Consider the following 17297-nt stretch of genomic DNA (forward strand, 5'->3'; position numbering starts at 1 on the left):
CCGGGCGGCACACCGACCCACTCCCCTATTTATAGACGATCGGTCGTATACTCCGTCCATGGGACGGACAAGTGACGCCAGGAAGAAGATCCTCGACGCTGCGCGGTCACTCATCGAGCTGCGCGGCTACTCGGCGCTGGGCGTCGCCGAGATCTGCAAGACGGCCGAGGTGCCCAAAGGCAGCTTCTACTACTTCTTCGAGTCCAAGGAAGCCCTCGCGCTCACCGTGCTCGACGAGCACTGGGCCGCCGAGCGGCGAGGTTGGACCAGCCTCCTGGCGGACGACAGACAGCCGCCCCTCCAGCGTCTGCGCCGGCTCTTCGAGGCGACCGAGGCAGAGCACCGGGCCTGCCGGGAGGACCGGGGGTCGATCGCGGGATGCATGCTCGGCAACCTCTCCCTGGAGATGTGCAACCAGAGCGAGGCCGTCCGCGAGCGGCTCAAAGAGATCTTCGAGGACCAGGTCGACATGATCGAGGCGGTGATCGCCGAGGCCCAGGGCCGTGGGGAGATCGCCGTCGCCGACACCCGCGAAGCAGCCCAGGCCGTGGTCGCGCAGCTGGAGGGCCAGGTGCTGTTCGCCAAGCTCTACAACACCACCTCACCGCTCGGCGTGCTGTGGGTCCACTGCCTGGCACTGCTGAACGCCCGGCCCGCCTCCGTCACCGCCGCCTCCTGCCGGCGCGGGCACCCGGCCGCCGACACGTCCGGGACGGCTCGGCCGGACGGGACGGTGCCGGGTGCGTACCGCGCCGTCCAGCGGTGACCGGCCGACCATGTTCCGACCGGGCGATTTCCGCTCGGGTGCCTCGGGACGGCCATCCCGCGCCGGGAATGCCCAAGGAGCGACCCCGCCGAGGTCGACCGGCGGCGCGCGGCCGACGAGGCCGATCTATGGGAGGGGGTGCTCGGCACGCTGCCCCTGTGGCCGTGGATGACCGCCGAGATCACCGCCTTGCAGCCACATCCCAAGAGGGTCGCGGCGCTCTTCAGCCGATCGGGCTGACCGCCGAGTACCGGGTGCTGGAGACACGGAGCCTCGCGGACGACGTCCTGCTCGGCTATCTCGACGTCGACTTCGGTTTCACCGACCGCCCGGCCATCCACGTCACCCTCGGCCTCGTGCTCAAACGTGTCTCCGACCGCTGGTACATCGCCTACTACCAGGTGACCAGGCTCGACTGACCCGCCGGCCTCGTCCGCGGAAGCGGCTGCATGTCTTCCGGCCCGGGTGTGAGGCGCGGCACATCTCCAGAGCCGCACATTTCTTGACGCGTCAATTAACGCGTGCTCTACTTGCTTCGACAAGTATGTGCGGTTGGGCCTGAACCGACTTCAGGCACGGCCGAGCCATGAAAGGGCGTCCTCATGACCAAGATCGGTATCATCATCGGCAGCACCCGGCCGGGCCGTAACGGTGAAGCCGTCGCTCGCTGGGTGCACGACATCGCCTCCGAGCGCACCGACGCCCAGTTCGAACTCGTCGACCTGCTGGACTACAAGCTCCCCGTCCTGGACGAGGCGTACCCGGCCTCCCTGGGCAACTACACCCAGCCGCACACCCAGGCCTGGGCCGAGAAGATCGCGTCCCTCGACGGCTTCGTCATCGTCACGCCGGAGTACAACCGCTCCGTACCGGGCGCGCTGAAGAACGCGATCGACTTCCTCTACGCCGAGTGGAACAACAAGTCCGTCGGCTTCGTCGGCTACGGCTCGCTCGGCGGCGCCCGCGCCGTGGAGCACCTGCGTGGCATCGCCGGAGAGCTCCAGCTGGCCGACGTCCGCGCGCAGGTGGGGCTCTCCCTGTTCACGGACTTCGAGAACTTCTCCGTGTTCAAGCCGGCCGACCTCCAGCGCGACGCGCTCGTCACCACGCTGGACCAGGTCGTCGCGTGGGCCAAGGCCCTCGCTCCGCTGCGCGCCAGCTGAGGACCTCGCCGGCCTCGGCCGGCGACACCCCGGTCATCGTCGTCCGAGAGCGGTGGACGACGGTGACCGCCCCGGCCGGGGTCGCTCCACGGAGGAGGGGGGCGACCCCGGCCGGCCGTATGCGGTGCGGCCACCTCGCACGGCACTGCCGGCCAGAACACCCGGCGACCGGGCGGGTCGGCGCTCACAGGTTTCCGCGTCGCCCGGAAACGGTGTGTCCCGGCCGGTCCGAGCCGGACCCCGCTGATCGCCGGGAAGGCCGGCACGGCGTGCCAGGGCCTGCCGCCGGTCACCTCGGCCGTCAGCGCGACGGTCGCCGAGTACGGCGGTTCCCCGACGCCGGGGCCGACGAGGGCGACCCGGTAGCCCTACACGTACTGACGCGCATCGAGGCATCGAGGCCCAGCAGGTCGGCGTGTACCCGAGGCGAACCAGTACCCGGTGCGCGGGACGCAGGACCCGTGGCCACGCCTCGGCTGGACTCTGTTTTAGTAGACCGGTCGTCTTTTTCACACGGCCCTCCTTCTGGCCCCGTCCGGGCCGACAACACACACTCAGGAGCAGCATGTCCACGTACCGAGCCTTCGAGGCGACCGGTGTCCACAACCTTCGGCTGGTCGAGCGTGAGCTGGTCGACCCCGAGCCCGGACACGTCCGGCTGCGGGTGGAGGCCTGCGGTGTCTGTCACACCGACGTACTGGCCATCGAGGGCCTGCGCGCGGACCCCTCGCAGCCCGTGGTCCCGGGGCACGAGGTCGTCGGTGTCATCGACGCCGTCGGCGCCGGCGTCACCGCCTGGCAGCCCGGCGACCGCGTCGGTGTCGGCTTCCTGAACGGGCACTGCGGGCAGTGCGAGCCCTGCCGTCGCGGTGACTTCGTCAACTGCCTGGACCAGCCGCAGACCGGCACGACCACCGACGGCGGCTACGCGGAGGTGGTCTACGCCCGGGCCAGCGGGCTCGCGCGCATTCCCGACGGCCTTTCCGCCGTCGACGCGGCGCCGCTGCTGTGCGCCGGCCTGACCACCTTCACCGCGTTGCAGCAGGGGCACGCCCGGGCCGGTTCCCTGGTGGCGGTGCAGGGCATCGGCGGCCTCGGCCACCTGGCCCTGCAGTACGCGCGCAGCCTCGGCCACCGGGTCGCCGCGGTGGCGCGGGGTAAGGAGAAGGAGGCGCTCGCCCGGAAGCTGGGCGCCGACGAGTACATCGACAGCACCGCCGTCGACCCCGGCGAGGCGCTGCGCGACCTGGGCGGCGCCTCGATCATCGTCGCCACCGCGTCCAGCGGTGCGTCCATGAACCCGCTGGTGCGGGGCCTGGCCCCGAACGGCACGCTGGTCGTCGTCGGTGCCGCGCCCGACCCGCTGACGGTCTCGACCCCCGACCTGATCTTCGGCACGCACGCCATCGTCGGCAGTCTGACCGGTTCCGCCGTCGAGAACGAGGACAACCTGGCCTTCAGCCTGGCCCACGGCATCCGGCCCAGCGTCGAGGTCGTGCCCTTCGCACAGGCCATGGAGGGGTACGAGCGGATGCTCTCGGGCAAGGCCCGGTTCCGCGTGGTCCTGGACACCGCGGCCTGACTCGCCCCGCCGCCCGCGAGGAGTGCGTCCCTCTCGCGGGCGGCGGCCGGCCCGCTGCCCGGCGCCCCGGGGACCGTGTGTCCGTCCGCGGGGGGTGTTCTCTCTGACGACGCGGCCCGTATCGGCCTGCTGTCCGTCTCGCTCGGCACCGCCGGTCCCGGCGGGGCCCGGCCGTGTGCGGCGGCGGTCTGTCAGGGAGCCCTGCCGGTCGGCGACGTCCTGTACACGGTCAGCGGCCTGCTCCGGGTCGTGCTGCTGGCACAGTCGTGCGTCACGGCGGAGTCAGGTGGCGCAGCCTCCGCCACGCCCTCCGTCATCCCGCCCAGGGCTTCGCCATCGCCTTCGTGCCCATGAGCGGGATGCCGGTCACCGGTCGCTTCTCCCGCTTCGGGCCCGGCGGTGCCTGCTGGGCGTACGCGGCCTTCGCCCCGGGCTGCGGGTCTTCAGCTTCCCCGTGACGGCGAGCACGAACTTCGCCATCAGGGGCTGCTCGTGGCGACCGGCGACCGGATCGGACCGGGCCGAGAGCGGGACGATCGCGCGATCCCCGGCTACGCGCTCCGCGCCCCGCGGCGGCGGAGCGCGCCCGGTCACAGCTGACCGGCGAGCCGCTCGAGGGTACGGCCGACGCTCTCGGCCCTCGCCTCCCGGTAGCCCGTACCGGCCCACAGATGGATGAGCCGGGTGTCGCCGGCGGCGGTGGCCGCCTTGCGCAACGGGGCGGTGAGATGGTGCAGGGCCGGATAGCCCACCGGGGCGACCGCGTCGTACCGCTCGATGAACCGGTTGCGCAGGCCGCGTGCGGGACGTCCGGTGAACGCACGGGTCAGTACGGTCTCCGTGAAGGCCGGGTCCGCCAGCGCGGCCTTGTGCGGAGCGGCGGCCCCGCTCTCGTCCGTACGCAGCAACAGGGTGCCGACCGTGGTGGCGTCCGCGCCGGCGCGCAGCGCGGCCGCCACGTCGGCGGGGCCGGCGATGCCTCCGCCGGCGACGATCGGCAGTGCGGTGCCGCGGCGGACGTCGGCGATCAGATCCGGCAGCGGCACGGGGGCGGGCAGCCTCTCCGGGGTGAACGTGGCCGAGTGCCCGCCCGCGGCGGAGGCCTGCACGACGAGTCCGTCCACCCCGGTCTCCGCCGCCTGCCGCGCCTCGTCCGCGGAGGTGACGCTCTGCAGGACGATGGTCCCGGACCGGCGCAGGGCCTTGACGACCGCGGGATCGGGGACGCCGAACGTGAACGAGACCACCGGCACCGGCGACGCCGTGAGCAGATCGATCTTGTTCGCCCAGTCGTCGTCGTCCGTCACCGGTTCCCCGGCGTCGAGCACGATCCCGTAGCGGTCGGCCTCCGGCTGGATCACCCGGGCGTAACGGCGGTAGTCCTGCGGCGCCACGGGGACCGGGGCGGGGACGAAAAGGTTGACGCCGAAGGGGACGTTCTCCGCCCGGACGGCGTCGATCTGCTCCGCGAGCGCCTGCGCGGGCCGGTAGCCGGCGGCGAGGAAACCCATCCCTCCCGCACGGGCGGCCGCCGTCACCATCGCGGGGGTACCGGATCCGCCGGCCATCGGGGCGGCGAGGACCGGCAGTGAGACTCCCAGGCCGTCCAGCAGTCGGTTCATGTCGGCTTCCTCTCCTCCGGCCGCGGGCGGTCACCCCTGCCCCGACCAACGTGACCGTAGACGCCCGGAGGGACAACCGGAAATGCCGGTCGCGTCGCCATCATGCACGACGGGCATCGCCCGACCTACCCACATCTCCTTGACAGGTCAAGGAGATGTGTTTTTACTTGACTGCTCAAACCCGAGTAATTCCTGCTTTCCTTCCGCGCCCACCATGCGAGCAGTACGTGACCTATGACACCGGTTCCGACGGCGGGGAGGCCGGACGGGAGACGGACGCCGTAGTGCGCTACGCGATCCTCGGCCCCGTGCGCGCGGCGCGCGGCACCGACGAACTCGATCTGGGCCCTCCCAAGAGGCTGGCCCTCTTCGCCCTGCTCGTGCTGCGCGCGCCCGGCCCCCTGACACTGAGCGAGGCGATCGACGTCCTGTGGGACGACGAGCCGCCGGCCAGCGCGGCCAACGTGGTGCACCGGCACATCGGCGCCCTGCGCAGAACGCTGGAACCCCAGCTGCGCAGCCGGTCCGAGGCCAGACACCTCGTGCGCGCCGCCGACGGTTACCGGTTGCTGGTCGACACCTCGAACTCCGATCTTCTGCACTTCCGTGACCTCTGCGCGCAGGCGCGGCTCGCGGCCAGGGCCGGCGACCCCGCGCGGGCCGCCCACCGCTTCGTCGAGGCCCTGCGGCTCTGGCGCGCGCCCGTCGTCGCGGACGGCAGCCTGGTGTGCGGGCATCCGGTGTTCACGGCGGTCGGGCACGAGTTCGTGGCGGTGGTCAAGGAAGCGTCCGACGTCGTCCTGACCGCGGCACCCGCGCTGACGGAGGACCTGCTCACCGCACTGCGCCAGGCGCTGGACGGCCATCCCTTCGACGAAGCCGTGCACGCCCGCGTGATCGCCGCCCTGGCCGCCACCGGACGGCAGGCCGAGGCCCTGCGGCAGTTCGACGGCATCCGCCGCCGTCTGGCCGACGAACTGGGCGTCGGCCCCGGTCCCGAATTGCGAGCCGCTCAGCAGAACCTGTCGCAACGCAGGCTCACCGTGCCCGTGAACGGGCCGGCGGACCCCGTCCCGGCCGCGCCGGCGCCGTCGCAACTGCCTCCGGACTGCGCGTCCTTCGTCGGCCGGCGCGCGGCGCTCGACCGGTTCCTGGAACTGCTGCCCTTGGAGGGGGAGAGCCCGGCCCCGCCCATCACCGCCGCGATCTGCGGCATGGCGGGAGTGGGCAAGACGACCCTGGCCGTGCACGTCGCCCACCTGGCGACGGCACGCTGTCCCGGAGGACACGTCTACGTGGATCTCCGGGGCCACCACGCCTCGCAAGCGCCTCTCGACCCCGGTGAGGCGATGCGCACGGTGCTGGAGGCGCTGGGCGTCGAAACGGTTCCCGCGCGGCCGGGCACCGCCGCGCTGGGCTCCGCGTACCGCAGGGCCCTGGCCGGACGCCGGCTGCTCCTCGTCCTGGACGACGCCCGTGACAGCGAACAGGTCCGCCCTCTGCTGCCCACCACACCAGGGTGTCTGACGATCGTCACCAGCCGTCGGCGTCTGGAGGGGCTGGCCGTGACGGACAACGCCCGGATCGTCACGCTCGACCCCATGACCCGGCCGGAAAGCCTCGAACTGCTCGAACGCCGCCTGGGCGCGGACCGGCTCGGGGGCGAGCGTGCCGCGGCCGAGGAGATCGTGGAGGTGTGCGGCGGACTGCCGCTGACGCTGGCCGTCGCCGGCACCCGGGCGCTGCTGCGACCGGCGTTCTCCCTCGCCTCGCTCGCCGCACAGCTCAAGGACGGCCGGAGCATCCTCACGGCCCTGTCCACACGGGATGTCCGCACCGATGTCAGGAGTGCCTTCACGGCCTCCTACGAAGCGCTCAGCCCCAGCGCCGCGTCACTGTTCAGGCTGCTCAGCCTGCACCCCGCGCGCGACATCACCGCACCGGCCGCCGCCAGCCTGGCCGGCACCGACGTACGGGACACGCACGCGGACATCGCCGAGCTCACGGACCACCACCTGCTCGCCGAGCTCGTACCGGGCCGGTACACGTGTCACGGACTGCTGCGTTCCTTCGCCGCGGAACTCGGCTCCCGGCACGATCCGGCCGGCGTGCGCTCCGCGGCGCGCGCCAGGATGGTCGAGCACTATCTGTACAGCGCCGACGCCGCCACCGCGCTGCTCGCCCCGCACCGCAGGGCCCTGATCCTGCCGCCCCCGCGTCCCGGGGTACGGCCCGCGCAGTTCCACGAGAGAGCGCAGGCCGCGGAGTGGATCATCGCCGAGAGACATGTGCTGCCGTCCCTCGTCGAGGACACGGGTCTCCTCCCCGGGGGCGAGACGTTCCGCCGGCAACTGTGCTCCACGCTGCGGACCTGCACGCACCGCGTCGACCGCTGACCGTGAGGCGGCTCCGCGGCCACGCCTCGGGACGCCTCGGGCCTTACGGCGCCACCGGGTTGGCGCGGTGCGTCGTGGTGCCTGGACTCGACCGTTCGTCCGCCCGACCGTGCGCCGTGGGGGGCGGGGTCACGCCCCCCCACGCCGTTCCGGTGTGTCGCCGCGCTGCCGCCGCGGGGTGCGAACACCCGGCGGCCGGATCGTGACGGTCGTGCGGAGACGGCGGTCCGGCGGCGTGAACCATGGCCGCCCGCACCCTCGTTTGTCTCTAGTAGCACGCCGACGCCGGGTCGCTGCACCGACACAGGAGGAGCGAAAGGGTGGACACGTCTCCGGGAGACAGCGTGGAAGAGGTTCTTGCCGACTTCGCCCGGCGGTACGACGCCGTGGCGCGGGCCGAGGAGGAGTTGCGGACGCTGTCGGTGACGGCCTCGTCCGCGGACGGCGTGGTGGAGGCCACCGTGTGCGCCGACGGGCGGACGTCGGCAGTCCGCTTTCCCACCAACCGGTTCAAGGAGATGTCCGGCCAGGAGCTGGCCGGCAGCGTCCTGGCGGCCCTGACGACAGCCCGGGCGGAGGTGGCCCAGCGCGCCGCCGCGATCGCCCTGTCCCCGGCGGCCCAGGTGTCGGGATGCGTCTCGCCGGACACGTGTGACGACCCGCTCCCCGGTGGCCCGGCGGCACACACCCCGTCCCACACGTGCTGGCATCGGGTGGTGCGGGAGGCCCGGACGGTGTCCGGCCGTCCTGACGCCGTCCCCGATCGGGCCGGCGCGCCGGGCCGCGGTGCAGCGCCGGAACAGCCGCTCTCCCCGGGGCCGCTCTGGGGAAAGCTGCTGCCTGGCGTTCCGCCGCCCGCCCGGCCGGCCTCCCTGCCCGCGGAGCTGTCCGAAGCGGTCGTGGCGCTGGGTCGGGCCGTATGCGAGTCCGCCGGAGGGCGATGCGCACCTGACTGGCGGGGACGGCCGAACGCGGCGGAACCGTCGGAGGGCGACCGCACCACACCGGACACCGCCTGACCCTGGCCGGCCGTTCGGTCAGGTGACACGGAGTTCCTTGGTGGGCCCCGTCGTCCACGCCCGGGTCGACGACCACCGGCAGGACGGGCTCGCCGGGTTCGATGGCGTACGGCACGCGTCGCGGCCGTCGACGCCCAGCCGACCCCGCCGCCGGTGAGGCGCATGAGTGCCCGCGCTCGACGCGTTGAGGCGGAACCGTGCACCGCGCTCGCGGCTCCGGCGGGCGCCGGCGCATCCGCCGTGCGGCGGCCTCACGCAGCGGTCGCGGTGTCCTGAGCGGTGTGGGCGAGGACGGCGGCCCGGGCGGACGCCTTGGCGGCGTCGACGACCGCGCGGTCCTGCAGCAGGCGTCCGGAGGCGAGAGCGCCGTCGATCAGCAGCCCGAGGTGTACGGCCAGCGCGGCCGGCTCCGCGGCCCCCGCCGCACCGGCGAGGCTGGTCAGCCACTCCTGGCGGCGCCGGGTGTGGGCGACGGTCGCCGCGTGGGCCTTGGAGTCGAGTTCGGCCTCGACCGCGGCGCTGACGAAGGGGCAGCCGAAGAAGCCGTGGCGGTCGAAGGAGGCCTGCAACGCGTCGAACAGGCCCACCAGCTGCCGGGCGGGATCGGGTCCGGCGGCCTCGGCGGCCGCCTGCAACTGCCCCATCCACGAGTCGTCCGTGCGCCGCAGGTAGGCGGCGATCAGATCATCCTTGGTGCGGAAGTGGGCGTACAGCGTCGACTTCGCCACCCCGGAATCCGCGATGACCTGATCCACCCCCACTCCCCGCAGTCCGTGCCGGTGGAAGAGGCCGGCCGCCGTGTCGAGGATCCTCTGCTCGGTGTTCGTCTTGCGTACGCGCGTCGCCATACAAGACAGACTAGTCCGTTCCGATCGCCGCCCGGTAGCCGTTGCACCCCTTAATAAGACGGACTAGTCTGTTCGATTAGCGGCGGCTTCCCGCTGCCGCGAACGACGTGTGAGGGATGGTGCTGTGATGCGCGCAGTGGTACTGGCCACGTTCGCCGGTCCGCTCGAGTTGCGGGAGATCGACCGGCCGAGCCCCGGGGACGGGCAGGTGCTGGTGCGGATCCATGCCAGCGGAGTGAATCCGCTGGACACGAAGATCAGGGCGGGCCGGGCGGCGCACGCCCGCGTGCGGTCACCGGCGGTACTCGGCATGGACCTGGCCGGCCGGGTGGTGGAGACGGGGCCCGGGGTGGACGGCTTCGCGGTGGGCGACGAGGTGTACGGCCTGACCGGAGGCGTCGGTGACCTACAGGGCTCGCTCGCGGAGTTCGCGGCGGTCGACGCGCGCCTGCTGGCTCACAAGCCGGCCACGCTGTCGATGCGTGAGGCAGCCGCGCTGCCGCTGGCCGTGATCACGGCTTGGGAGGGCCTGGTGGACCGGGCCGGCGTGCGGGCCGGTCAGAAGGTTCTGGTGCACGGTGGCGCCGGCGGCGTGGGCAGCGTCGCGGTCCAGATCGCCGCGGCCCGCGGCGCCGAGGTGTTCGCGACCGCATCGGGTGCCAGGGCGCCGCTCGTGCGCCGCCTGGGGGCGGTGCCGATCGACTACACCAAGGTGCCCGTGGAGAGGTACGTCGCCGAGCACACCGGCGGTGCCGGGTTCGACATCGTCTACGACACCGTGGGCGGCCCCGTCCTGGACGCCTCCTTCGAGGCGGTGCGCACCTACACCGGTCATGTGGTCAGCTCGCTGGGCTGGGGCACCCATGCGCTGGCGCCCCTGTCGTTCCGGGGAGCCACCTACTCGGGCGTCTTCACCCTGCTGCCGATGCTGACGGGCCGGGGCCGCGAGCATCACGGCGAGATCCTGCGCGCAGCCGCCGCGCTGGTGGACGAGGGCAGGCTGCGTCCCCTGCTGGACGAGACCCGGTACAGCCTCGCCACGGTGGCGGAAGCCCACCAGGCCGTGGAGAGCGGCACGGCCAACGGCAAGGTCGTCGTCGACGTCGAAGCGTGACCTCCCCGTCGCACACGCCTTCGGACCCGCTCGACAGCACCGGTTCACGACGCGGCCGGGCGGCGCGCCGGAGTGCCGGCCCGCAGGACACGACGTGGGCCGACGGAACCGGGCCCCGTGCCGCCGTGTGCGAGGGCCGCGTGCCGGCGGCGGGGAACGGCCAGGGACGCCGGCGACGCGAGGACCCGCGCACCGCGGTTCCCGGGCTCCGCCGATCCCACCGGTGAAGAGGCGGTCCCCTACCGGCGGGGCAGCGGAGCCCGGCGTGCGGGCCGGGTCCGGCACTGGTGCCCTCGCGACGTCTTCAGGGCCGACAGGAAGCACGTACCGTACGTCCTCGGTGAGGCGCGATCCGGGGACCGTCATGTGGGCAGAAGGATGGAGGGACACCCCGGGCCGGTGCGCTGGGCCACGACAACCGTGACACGGCCCCCGAACGCAGACAGGAGACCGCCAGTGACCGACATACCCCGGGGCCGCGACTGGACCCGTATGCAGCGCGCCGACTTCGACGACTCCGCCCCGCTCGACCTCGTCGACCTGGCCGACGCGGCCGTGTGCCGGCCTGTCCCCGCCGTGCCCGACGAATGCGGGACACAGGCACTGTTCGGCAAGGAACCGGAGCCCGAGCGTCCGCGCCGCACCCGCACGCCGGCTCCGCCACCCACCGAGAACACCGACACCTTGTTCTGATGACGGTGCCGGACCAGATGTCAGACGCCGCTGCCACACTGCCGACCATGAGCGACGAGGGAATCGAGTGGATACAGCAGGACCTCACCGCCTGGGGCTTCTACCTGGAGATGGTCAAAGGCGTGAGCGTCGAGGAGCTGGCGGCGATGCTGGGGGCGGATCCCGACCTCGGCATCATGTCTCCCGACGTGTTCAACACGGCGTTGGACCGCTCCGGCAACGTCCCGGACTGGGCCAGGTTGGGCGAGCACGCGGGGTGGGCCTTCGCCCTGTGCGGGGGCGACGACGGCTTCTACATGCAGCGCCCTGACCACGTCCGGCACCTGTGGGAGGGCCGCACATGGCTGACCATCATGGACACCACCATGGACCCACCCGTCATCCATGTGATCGTGGACGGGAAGCTGGACTGGAGTTACTTCGACGGCGAGGTGCACCAGGCGGTCAGGGCGGATCATCCCCTCACCCGGCGGATGACCGCCGAGATCGGGCTCGGCGGTCTCGCCCCGAACCTCGACTCGCCCGCCGAGCCGGACAAGCGGAGGCTGCGCGTCCCGGACATCCAGGACGTGTACCGGCTGATGGGCGAGCACTACGGGCTGACCCTTCCCCGGAGACCGATCGTCGATGAGGAGCTGGTCGGGGTGTTCACCTCGCCGCGCGTGTACGCCAACGGGGAGCCGAACACCAGGTACGACAACATCCGCCTGCCTTGACCTCGGGCTGTGTCCGGCGGCGGGAGTTGGGCGAGGAGAGCGGTGAACGGGGCTGCCAGAACGGCGGTCGGCGAAGCGCTTGGGCGGGGGTCCTCTCGGACTCCACCGCCTCGGGCACCCCTTGCTCGGCCCGCATGACCCGCCGCCGGGCCGGGCGCGCCGGGCGCAGCGCGGGTGGAGCGCGGTGATGCGCAGGGGACGGCCGGCGCCCTGGCGGGAGGGGGACGACGCGGCGCGCAACGGCCCCGCGGACAGGAGGAGCAGGGTTCCACTGCTGGGTCCGCGGAGCCGGTGCATGACTCACGTACCCTGCGATGCGCCCGATACGCCCGATCCCTCCCGGCCGCCTTCGCAGCGGGTGTTTCCCTACGAGTGGGGCCCGGCCGTATCAGGCCGGGCCCCACTCACTTCGCGTGCGTGGCGCGTATCTCGCGCCGAGTGCGTCCGTCGTCTACCAGCGGTACCAACGGCCCTTGCGGCCGCCGCCGTCCGCCGTCCGGACGACGAAGCCCAGCAGCCACACGACCAGCACGATCACCGCGACCCACCACAGCGCCTTCAGCGCGAAACCCGCACCGAAAAGGATCAGAGCCAGCAGAAGAACCAGGAGCAGGGGAACCATCGTTATCAACCTCCTGGCCACCATGTGCCCTTACCTCGCACTGACATGCACATAAACTGTGAGTTACTTTCACACAATGCAGGGCATACGCAGGCCGCGCCATGCATGGTTCCCCCAGCCCCGCTCCTCACGCACCGCCGGGGTGCAGGCCGCGTCCCGGCCTGAGCGGCCACGGCGTTCGGCGCGGCCACGGCCCGATCGGTCGGGCTCGTGTCCGTTCCACCGGGTGATCGTTAGGCCATTCGGAGACGGTCGGTCCGGATCCATGGGGGGAGACGGGTATGGAAGTCAGGGATGTGCATCACGCCTACCGCCGACGCTCCGTCCTGCGGGGTGTCGACCTGCGGCTTCGCAAGGGGATGCTGTGCGGGATCGTCGGGGAGAACGGCGCGGGCAAGTCCACGCTGTTGAAGGTCCTTTCCGGCGAGTTGCGGCCCCTGCGCGGCACGGTCCGTCACAGCGGCCGGTTCGGTTACTGCCCTCAGCACGTGGTGCTCAACGACGCGCTCACCGTGCGGCAGCACCTGACGTTCTTCCAGACGGCCTACCGCCTGGCCGATGTGCGGTACGCCGAGGAGATCATGGAGGTGCTGGGCTTCACCGGATACGCCGATGAGCGGGCGGGGGTTCTCAGCGGCGGTACCCGGCAGAAGCTGAACGTGACGCTGGCGCTCATGCACGATCCGCGGGTGCTGCTGCTCGACGAGCCGTATCAGGGCTTCGACTGGGACACCTACCAGCGGTTCTGGGACCTGGCCGTGCGACTGCGGGATGCGGGACGTTCGGTCCTGGTCGTCTCTCACCTGGCGTACGACACCGAACGCCTGGACGAGCTGTGGCGCCTGGACGGCGGGCTGCTCCGTGCGGACGAGGCGGGGGCCGCCGCATGAGGTTCCACCTGACCCGCTTCGCCGTCGCCACCCGGTTCGCGCTGATCGAGCACGGCCGCAACCGGTTCGCCATGGTCCTGGTGGGCCTGTTCGTCCCGGTGTGGACGACCCTGGCGTACCTGGCGATGCCCGACACCCCGGCCCGGATGCGGCTTCGCGCCACCGGAGAGACGCTGGCGCCACACGGCAACGAACTGACCGAGATCAGCGGCGCGCTCAACGCCGTCACGCTGATCACCGGGTTCATGATGTTCGCCGCCACGTTCTCCGGCAGCGGCTTCGACCGCAGACTGGCCATGGCCGGCTACCCCCGCACCCCCCTGGTCCTGGCCAAGGTCAGTGCCCTGGCTCTGGTCTCGGCGGCCGTCGCCGCCTACGCCACCGCCGTCACCTGTCTGGCCTGGGCACCCCGTCAGCCCCTGCTGCTCGCCGCCGCACTGTTCTGCGCCGGGCTCACGTACGGCGCGCTGGGTGTCAGCTTCGGCTCCTTGCTGCGCCGGGAAGTCGAGGGCATGTTCGCCATCGTGATGACCAGCATCATCGACCTCGCGCTGCAGAACCCCATCACCAGTTCCGGGGCCGACAACCCGGTCATGCGCTACCTGCCCTCCTACGGGTCCATGCAGGCCAGCACGGCAGCCGGATTCTCCACCAGAGCGGTACCCGGCCACCTGGCCATCCAGCTCACCTGGTTCGCGGCAGCATCCCTGATCGCGCTGGTGGGCTTCCACCGCAGCACCCGCAACCGCCTGCCGCTGACCGCCCGGATTCCGCCGCCCGGGCCAGGAGGCGACAAGGCCGGCCTTCCCGCGCAGCGCCAGGCCGGCACGCCCTCACCAGCAGTGTCCGACACGGAAGCACACTGAGGCCCCGCTCCCCCACATGCACACCACACCACAGTCCACGACGGCAGACTCCGGCGCGACCCCGCTCGCACGGCGGGGGCGACTCACCGCCCGGTCCCTCACCGGCGACGACCCGGCCCTGCGGGCGGCGTACCGGCTGTGCCGACACACCACACGAGCGCACGATCCCGCGATCCACACCCTCATCCAGCTCATGCCGGCCGTGCTGCGCCCGGCCGGGTGGGCCCTGTGGGCGGCAGCGAGCGTCCTGGACGACCTGGCCGACCAGCAGGATGCCGAACCGGCCGAACGTGCGGCCCGCGTCGAAGCGTGGACCCAAGCCCTGCGACGGGACCTCGCGGCCGGCACCAGCACCGATCCGGTCCGGCACGCCCTGGTGGACACCGCCCTGCGATGGCGTCTGGACCTGTCCAGCCTGCAAGGCGCCATGACCAGCGCACGGGACGACACCCGCGGCCGGCACTTCCCTGACTGGGCCGCGTGGCGGTCCTGGTGCGGCGAGGAAATCGCGCCCTGGGTCGACCAGGTACGGCACCTGTTCGAACAGGCCGGAGCGCCGATGACGCTGAGGCTGGACCGGCAAGGGGACTTCGAGCGGTTCATCGACGGAGCCCAGCTCACCGACATCCTCACCGACCTGGGCTCCGACCTTCGCCAGGGCCTCCTGCTCCTGCCGCAGGAGGCCCTGGACACCTGCCCCGGCGCGGAAGACGATCTGCGGCAGGGGTGCTGGAGCCCGGCGACAGCGGCCTTGGTCGGAGAGCTGACCGCCCTGGCTCGCCGATGGGTGAGCAGGCCCGCCATGACCAGGGGCCTGCACCCGGGCGCCGCCACCGTGCTCGACACGGCGGCGCGTCTGCTGAGTGCGCAGCTCGACGCCGTCGACGCAGCCGGGCCCGCCCTCCTCGAGCGCGCCCCGCGTCCCTCTCTCCTATCCCGCACCCGCATCCTCGTCCCCGCCCGCGTCCGCTCGAACCTGGCCTGGAGCCTGACGCCCCTGACCGTGCCCGGACCCCGACGGCCCGCCGCGGTCGCCAGCGATCCGAGCCCGTCGGCCGAGGACACCGCCCTGCGGCGCCCGCCACTGCACCCCGACGGCGCCCGGCCCCCGCGGATCGCCGCCGACCAGATGCCCTCGCACGTGGCGGTCATCATGGACGGCAACGGCCGCTGGGCCCAGCAGCGCGGCCTGCCCCGCTCGGAAGGCCACCGCGCCGGCACCGCGGCCGCCCACGAGATGGTCTACGGCGCCCTGGAGATCGGCCTGCGTCACCTGACCCTCTACGCGTTCTCCACCGAGAACTGGAAACGCGGCACCGGGGAGGTCACCGCCATTCTGGAAGCGGTCCTGCACGACCTCGACGAAGGCCCCGTCCGTGATCTCGACGTACGCCAGCGCTGGTCAGGCCGTCCCGACAGACTGCCCGAAGAGCTCGTCCAAGCCATGCTGCGCGAGGAGCGCCGCACCCGTGACCGCACCGGGTTGACCCTCACCGTGTGCATCAACTACGGCGGCCGCGACGAGATCACCCGGGCCGCCGCAGCCCTCGCCCGGGCGGCCCAAGCGGGCGACGTCGACCCTCACCTCATCGGTGAGGACGACTTCGCCCACCATCTGCCCCACCCCGACATGCCGGACGTCGACCTGCTGTGGCGCACCGGCAACGAACAGCGGACCTCCAACTTCCTCCCGTGGCAGGCCACCTATGCGGAGCTGCACTTCACCCCGGACTTCTGGCCCGACGTGGACCGGCGTGATCTGTGGCGGGCCGTCACCGAATACAGCCGACGCCAGCGCCGCCACGGCGCCGCCCCCCTCGTCCCCCCTCGAACACCACCGGCCGTTCCGCCACGTCCGATCTGACTGGCGGAGCCGACGAGTCGGGCCCGGCGAAGTCCACACCAGCCGGAACCCCCGAGATCCGGCACATGCCATGCCGGCGGCGTCTCGTTCCGGATCGGAGCAGCAACCGCCGAGCCGGGACACGCGCGCCTCCGCTGTCCACGCGGGCGGCATAACCCAACGTGCGCTGTCCGCCCGGCAGTTGTCGAGTCGTCGCCTTCGTGACCGAGGACGTCGCTGCCGGGCAGCCGGGCCACCATCGGGAGGGCCGCGCTGTGCGGGGCGGGCGCCTGGTGGGTGGACCGCGCGATCAGCGCGGGGGTGCGTGCCGCGGACGGGGGCCCGGCCGTGACGGGGTGAGGACGGCGGCCGTCGGCGTGGGGACGGCGACCGCGGGGGTGGCCGGAGCGGCCGTCGAAACGCGCTGAGTGCGGGGCACGGGCGAGCCGCTGCCGGGGGACGCGGCGGGGGCACGTACCCGTGCCGGCTTCTGCCTGGCTTCTGCCTGGTTGTCAGGCGTGCAGCACGACCTTGCCGGCGACGGTGCCGGACTCGGCCAGTCGCATCGCCTCGGCGGCCCGGGTGAGCGGCAGCTCCGCGGCGATCCGGGCGGTGATCTCGCCCCGTGCGAGCGCCTCGAACACCGCGGTGAGGTCGTTGCGCAGTCGGGTCCTGAAGCGGCTGGGGGCGAGGGCGCGGCCGGCCCAGACGTTGAAGAAGTAGGCCTGGCGGCGGTTGGGCAGGGCGTTCCACAGCCATACGCGGCCCAGGAGTTTGAGGACGGGCCACTGCTTGGAGCCTTCGTCGTCGCGGGTGGAGGCGCTGCCGTAGGAGACGAGGGTGCCGCCGGGCGCGAGGAGGTGCCAGGAGTCGGTGACGCTGCGGCCGCCGACGTGGTCGAAGACGGCGTCGACACCGCCCGGGGCGAGTGCACGGACGCGGGCGGGGATGTTCTCGGTGCGGTAGTCGATCGGTGTCACTCCCGCTTCGCGCAGGGCGGCGTGGTGGCGCGCGGAGGCGGTGCCGATCACCTGGGCGCCCGCGGCGCGGGCGAGCTGGACCAGGACCGAGCCGACTCCCCCGTTGGCGCCGTGCACCAGGACCGTCTGCCCGGCGCGTACGCGGGCCTTTCGGTGCAGCATCTGCCAGGCCGTGAT

Annotated in this window: 16 protein-coding genes and 1 pseudogene; 13 read left to right on the top strand and 4 right to left on the bottom strand. The window is 72.4% G+C overall.

Annotation, left to right across the window (positions count from 1 at the left end):
- The first annotated feature begins 58 nt into the window (after nucleotides 1–58).
- From AB0946_RS31530 to AB0946_RS31550, 5 genes and pseudogenes are all read left to right on the top strand, one after another.
- Complete coding sequence (locus tag AB0946_RS31530) at nucleotides 59–766, top strand: TetR family transcriptional regulator C-terminal domain-containing protein (RefSeq protein ID WP_366764078.1); 708 nt, start codon at nucleotides 59–61, stop codon at nucleotides 764–766.
- A 105-nt stretch (nucleotides 767–871) separates the two neighbouring features.
- Nucleotides 872–1006 (top strand): annotated as a pseudogene (locus tag AB0946_RS31535) (muconolactone Delta-isomerase family protein); the annotation flags it as partial.
- Between the two features lie 14 nt (nucleotides 1007–1020).
- On the top strand, nucleotides 1021–1185 hold the full coding sequence (locus tag AB0946_RS31540; RefSeq protein WP_366764079.1) for a hypothetical protein: 165 nt from the start codon (nucleotides 1021–1023) through the stop codon (nucleotides 1183–1185).
- A 183-nt stretch (nucleotides 1186–1368) separates the two neighbouring features.
- The gene (locus tag AB0946_RS31545; RefSeq protein WP_366764080.1) at nucleotides 1369–1929 is read left to right on the top strand and encodes an NAD(P)H-dependent oxidoreductase; all 561 of its coding nucleotides are present in this window, start codon (nucleotides 1369–1371) and stop codon (nucleotides 1927–1929) included.
- A gap of 565 nt (nucleotides 1930–2494) precedes the next feature.
- Nucleotides 2495–3511 (top strand): alcohol dehydrogenase catalytic domain-containing protein, encoded by a 1017-nt coding sequence (locus AB0946_RS31550; protein ID WP_366764081.1) that lies wholly within the window; start codon nucleotides 2495–2497, stop codon nucleotides 3509–3511.
- A 590-nt stretch (nucleotides 3512–4101) separates the two neighbouring features.
- Here the strand turns inward: AB0946_RS31550 and AB0946_RS31555 are convergent.
- Complete coding sequence (locus tag AB0946_RS31555) at nucleotides 4102–5133, bottom strand: nitronate monooxygenase (protein ID WP_366764082.1); 1032 nt, start codon at nucleotides 5131–5133, stop codon at nucleotides 4102–4104.
- A 227-nt stretch (nucleotides 5134–5360) separates the two neighbouring features.
- Between AB0946_RS31555 and AB0946_RS31560 the strand changes: the two genes are divergently transcribed.
- Together AB0946_RS31560 and AB0946_RS31565 are read left to right on the top strand one after the other, a co-directional pair.
- Nucleotides 5361–7529 carry a BTAD domain-containing putative transcriptional regulator gene (locus tag AB0946_RS31560; RefSeq protein ID WP_366764083.1) on the top strand — a complete coding sequence of 723 codons (2169 nt, stop codon included), beginning with the start codon at nucleotides 5361–5363 and terminating at the stop codon, nucleotides 7527–7529.
- 344 nt (nucleotides 7530–7873) lie between these two features.
- The gene (locus AB0946_RS31565) at nucleotides 7874–8548 is read left to right on the top strand and encodes a YbaB/EbfC family nucleoid-associated protein (RefSeq protein ID WP_366764084.1); all 675 of its coding nucleotides are present in this window, start codon (nucleotides 7874–7876) and stop codon (nucleotides 8546–8548) included.
- Between the two features lie 251 nt (nucleotides 8549–8799).
- On the opposite strand, the gene AB0946_RS31570 is transcribed toward AB0946_RS31565, so the two are convergent.
- Nucleotides 8800–9396 (bottom strand): TetR/AcrR family transcriptional regulator, encoded by a 597-nt coding sequence (locus AB0946_RS31570; protein ID WP_366764085.1) that lies wholly within the window; start codon nucleotides 9394–9396, stop codon nucleotides 8800–8802.
- Between the two features lie 127 nt (nucleotides 9397–9523).
- Here AB0946_RS31570 and AB0946_RS31575 point away from each other — a divergent pair, with 127 nt between their 5' ends.
- The 3 genes from AB0946_RS31575 (at nucleotide 9524) to AB0946_RS31585 (ending at nucleotide 11919) form a co-directional block, all read left to right on the top strand.
- Entirely contained in the window at nucleotides 9524–10510 is a 987-nt protein-coding gene (locus AB0946_RS31575; RefSeq protein ID WP_366764086.1) for a zinc-dependent alcohol dehydrogenase family protein, read from the top strand.
- Between the two features lie 456 nt (nucleotides 10511–10966).
- Entirely contained in the window at nucleotides 10967–11203 is a 237-nt protein-coding gene (locus tag AB0946_RS31580; RefSeq protein WP_366764087.1) for a hypothetical protein, read from the top strand.
- Nucleotides 11204–11250: 47 nt separating this feature from the next.
- Nucleotides 11251–11919 carry a hypothetical protein gene (locus AB0946_RS31585; protein ID WP_366764088.1) on the top strand — a complete coding sequence of 223 codons (669 nt, stop codon included), beginning with the start codon at nucleotides 11251–11253 and terminating at the stop codon, nucleotides 11917–11919.
- A gap of 451 nt (nucleotides 11920–12370) precedes the next feature.
- Here AB0946_RS31585 and AB0946_RS31590 read toward each other — a convergent pair whose 3' ends face one another.
- Entirely contained in the window at nucleotides 12371–12541 is a 171-nt protein-coding gene (locus AB0946_RS31590) for a hydrophobic protein (RefSeq protein ID WP_225812692.1), read from the bottom strand.
- 281 nt (nucleotides 12542–12822) lie between these two features.
- Here AB0946_RS31590 and AB0946_RS31595 point away from each other — a divergent pair, with 281 nt between their 5' ends.
- From AB0946_RS31595 to uppS, 3 genes are read left to right on the top strand one after another with little or no spacing between them, the layout of a single operon-like run.
- Nucleotides 12823–13431, top strand: a complete 609-nt coding sequence (locus AB0946_RS31595) for an ABC transporter ATP-binding protein (protein ID WP_366764089.1) — start codon at nucleotides 12823–12825, stop codon at nucleotides 13429–13431.
- Entirely contained in the window at nucleotides 13428–14297 is an 870-nt protein-coding gene (locus AB0946_RS31600; RefSeq protein WP_366764090.1) for an ABC transporter permease, read from the top strand. The genes AB0946_RS31595 and AB0946_RS31600 overlap by 4 nt, the downstream gene beginning before the upstream one ends.
- 16 nt (nucleotides 14298–14313) lie before the next feature.
- Complete coding sequence (gene uppS, locus AB0946_RS31605) at nucleotides 14314–16161, top strand: polyprenyl diphosphate synthase (protein ID WP_366764091.1); 1848 nt, start codon at nucleotides 14314–14316, stop codon at nucleotides 16159–16161.
- Nucleotides 16162–16652: 491 nt separating this feature from the next.
- On the opposite strand, the gene AB0946_RS31610 is transcribed toward uppS, so the two are convergent.
- Nucleotides 16653–17297, bottom strand: a 645-nt coding sequence (locus AB0946_RS31610) for a zinc-binding dehydrogenase (RefSeq protein WP_366764092.1), incomplete at its 5' end; no start/stop codon positions are given.

Origin of the sequence: Streptomyces sp. NPDC046870 (assembly GCF_040704595.1) — a bacterium.
GTDB classification, from domain to species: Bacteria; Actinomycetota; Actinomycetes; order Streptomycetales; family Streptomycetaceae; genus Streptomyces; species Streptomyces argyrophylli.

Excerpts from the sequence above, each read along its gene's own strand:
- AB0946_RS31530 (WP_366764078.1), top strand. The coding sequence starts at position 59 with ATGGGACGGACAAGTGACGCCAGGAAGAAGATCCTCGACGCTGCGCGG.
- AB0946_RS31545 (WP_366764080.1), top strand. The coding sequence starts at position 1,369 with ATGACCAAGATCGGTATCATCATCGGCAGCACCCGGCCGGGCCGTAAC.
- AB0946_RS31550 (WP_366764081.1), top strand. The coding sequence starts at position 2,495 with ATGTCCACGTACCGAGCCTTCGAGGCGACCGGTGTCCACAACCTTCGG.
- AB0946_RS31555 (WP_366764082.1), bottom strand. The coding sequence starts at position 5,133 with ATGAACCGACTGCTGGACGGCCTGGGAGTCTCACTGCCGGTCCTCGCC.
- AB0946_RS31570 (WP_366764085.1), bottom strand. The coding sequence starts at position 9,396 with ATGGCGACGCGCGTACGCAAGACGAACACCGAGCAGAGGATCCTCGAC.
- AB0946_RS31575 (WP_366764086.1), top strand. The coding sequence starts at position 9,524 with ATGCGCGCAGTGGTACTGGCCACGTTCGCCGGTCCGCTCGAGTTGCGG.
- AB0946_RS31585 (WP_366764088.1), top strand. The coding sequence starts at position 11,251 with ATGAGCGACGAGGGAATCGAGTGGATACAGCAGGACCTCACCGCCTGG.
- AB0946_RS31590 (WP_225812692.1), bottom strand. The coding sequence starts at position 12,541 with ATGGTTCCCCTGCTCCTGGTTCTTCTGCTGGCTCTGATCCTTTTCGGT.
- AB0946_RS31595 (WP_366764089.1), top strand. The coding sequence starts at position 12,823 with ATGGAAGTCAGGGATGTGCATCACGCCTACCGCCGACGCTCCGTCCTG.
- AB0946_RS31600 (WP_366764090.1), top strand. The coding sequence starts at position 13,428 with ATGAGGTTCCACCTGACCCGCTTCGCCGTCGCCACCCGGTTCGCGCTG.
- uppS (WP_366764091.1), top strand. The coding sequence starts at position 14,314 with ATGCACACCACACCACAGTCCACGACGGCAGACTCCGGCGCGACCCCG.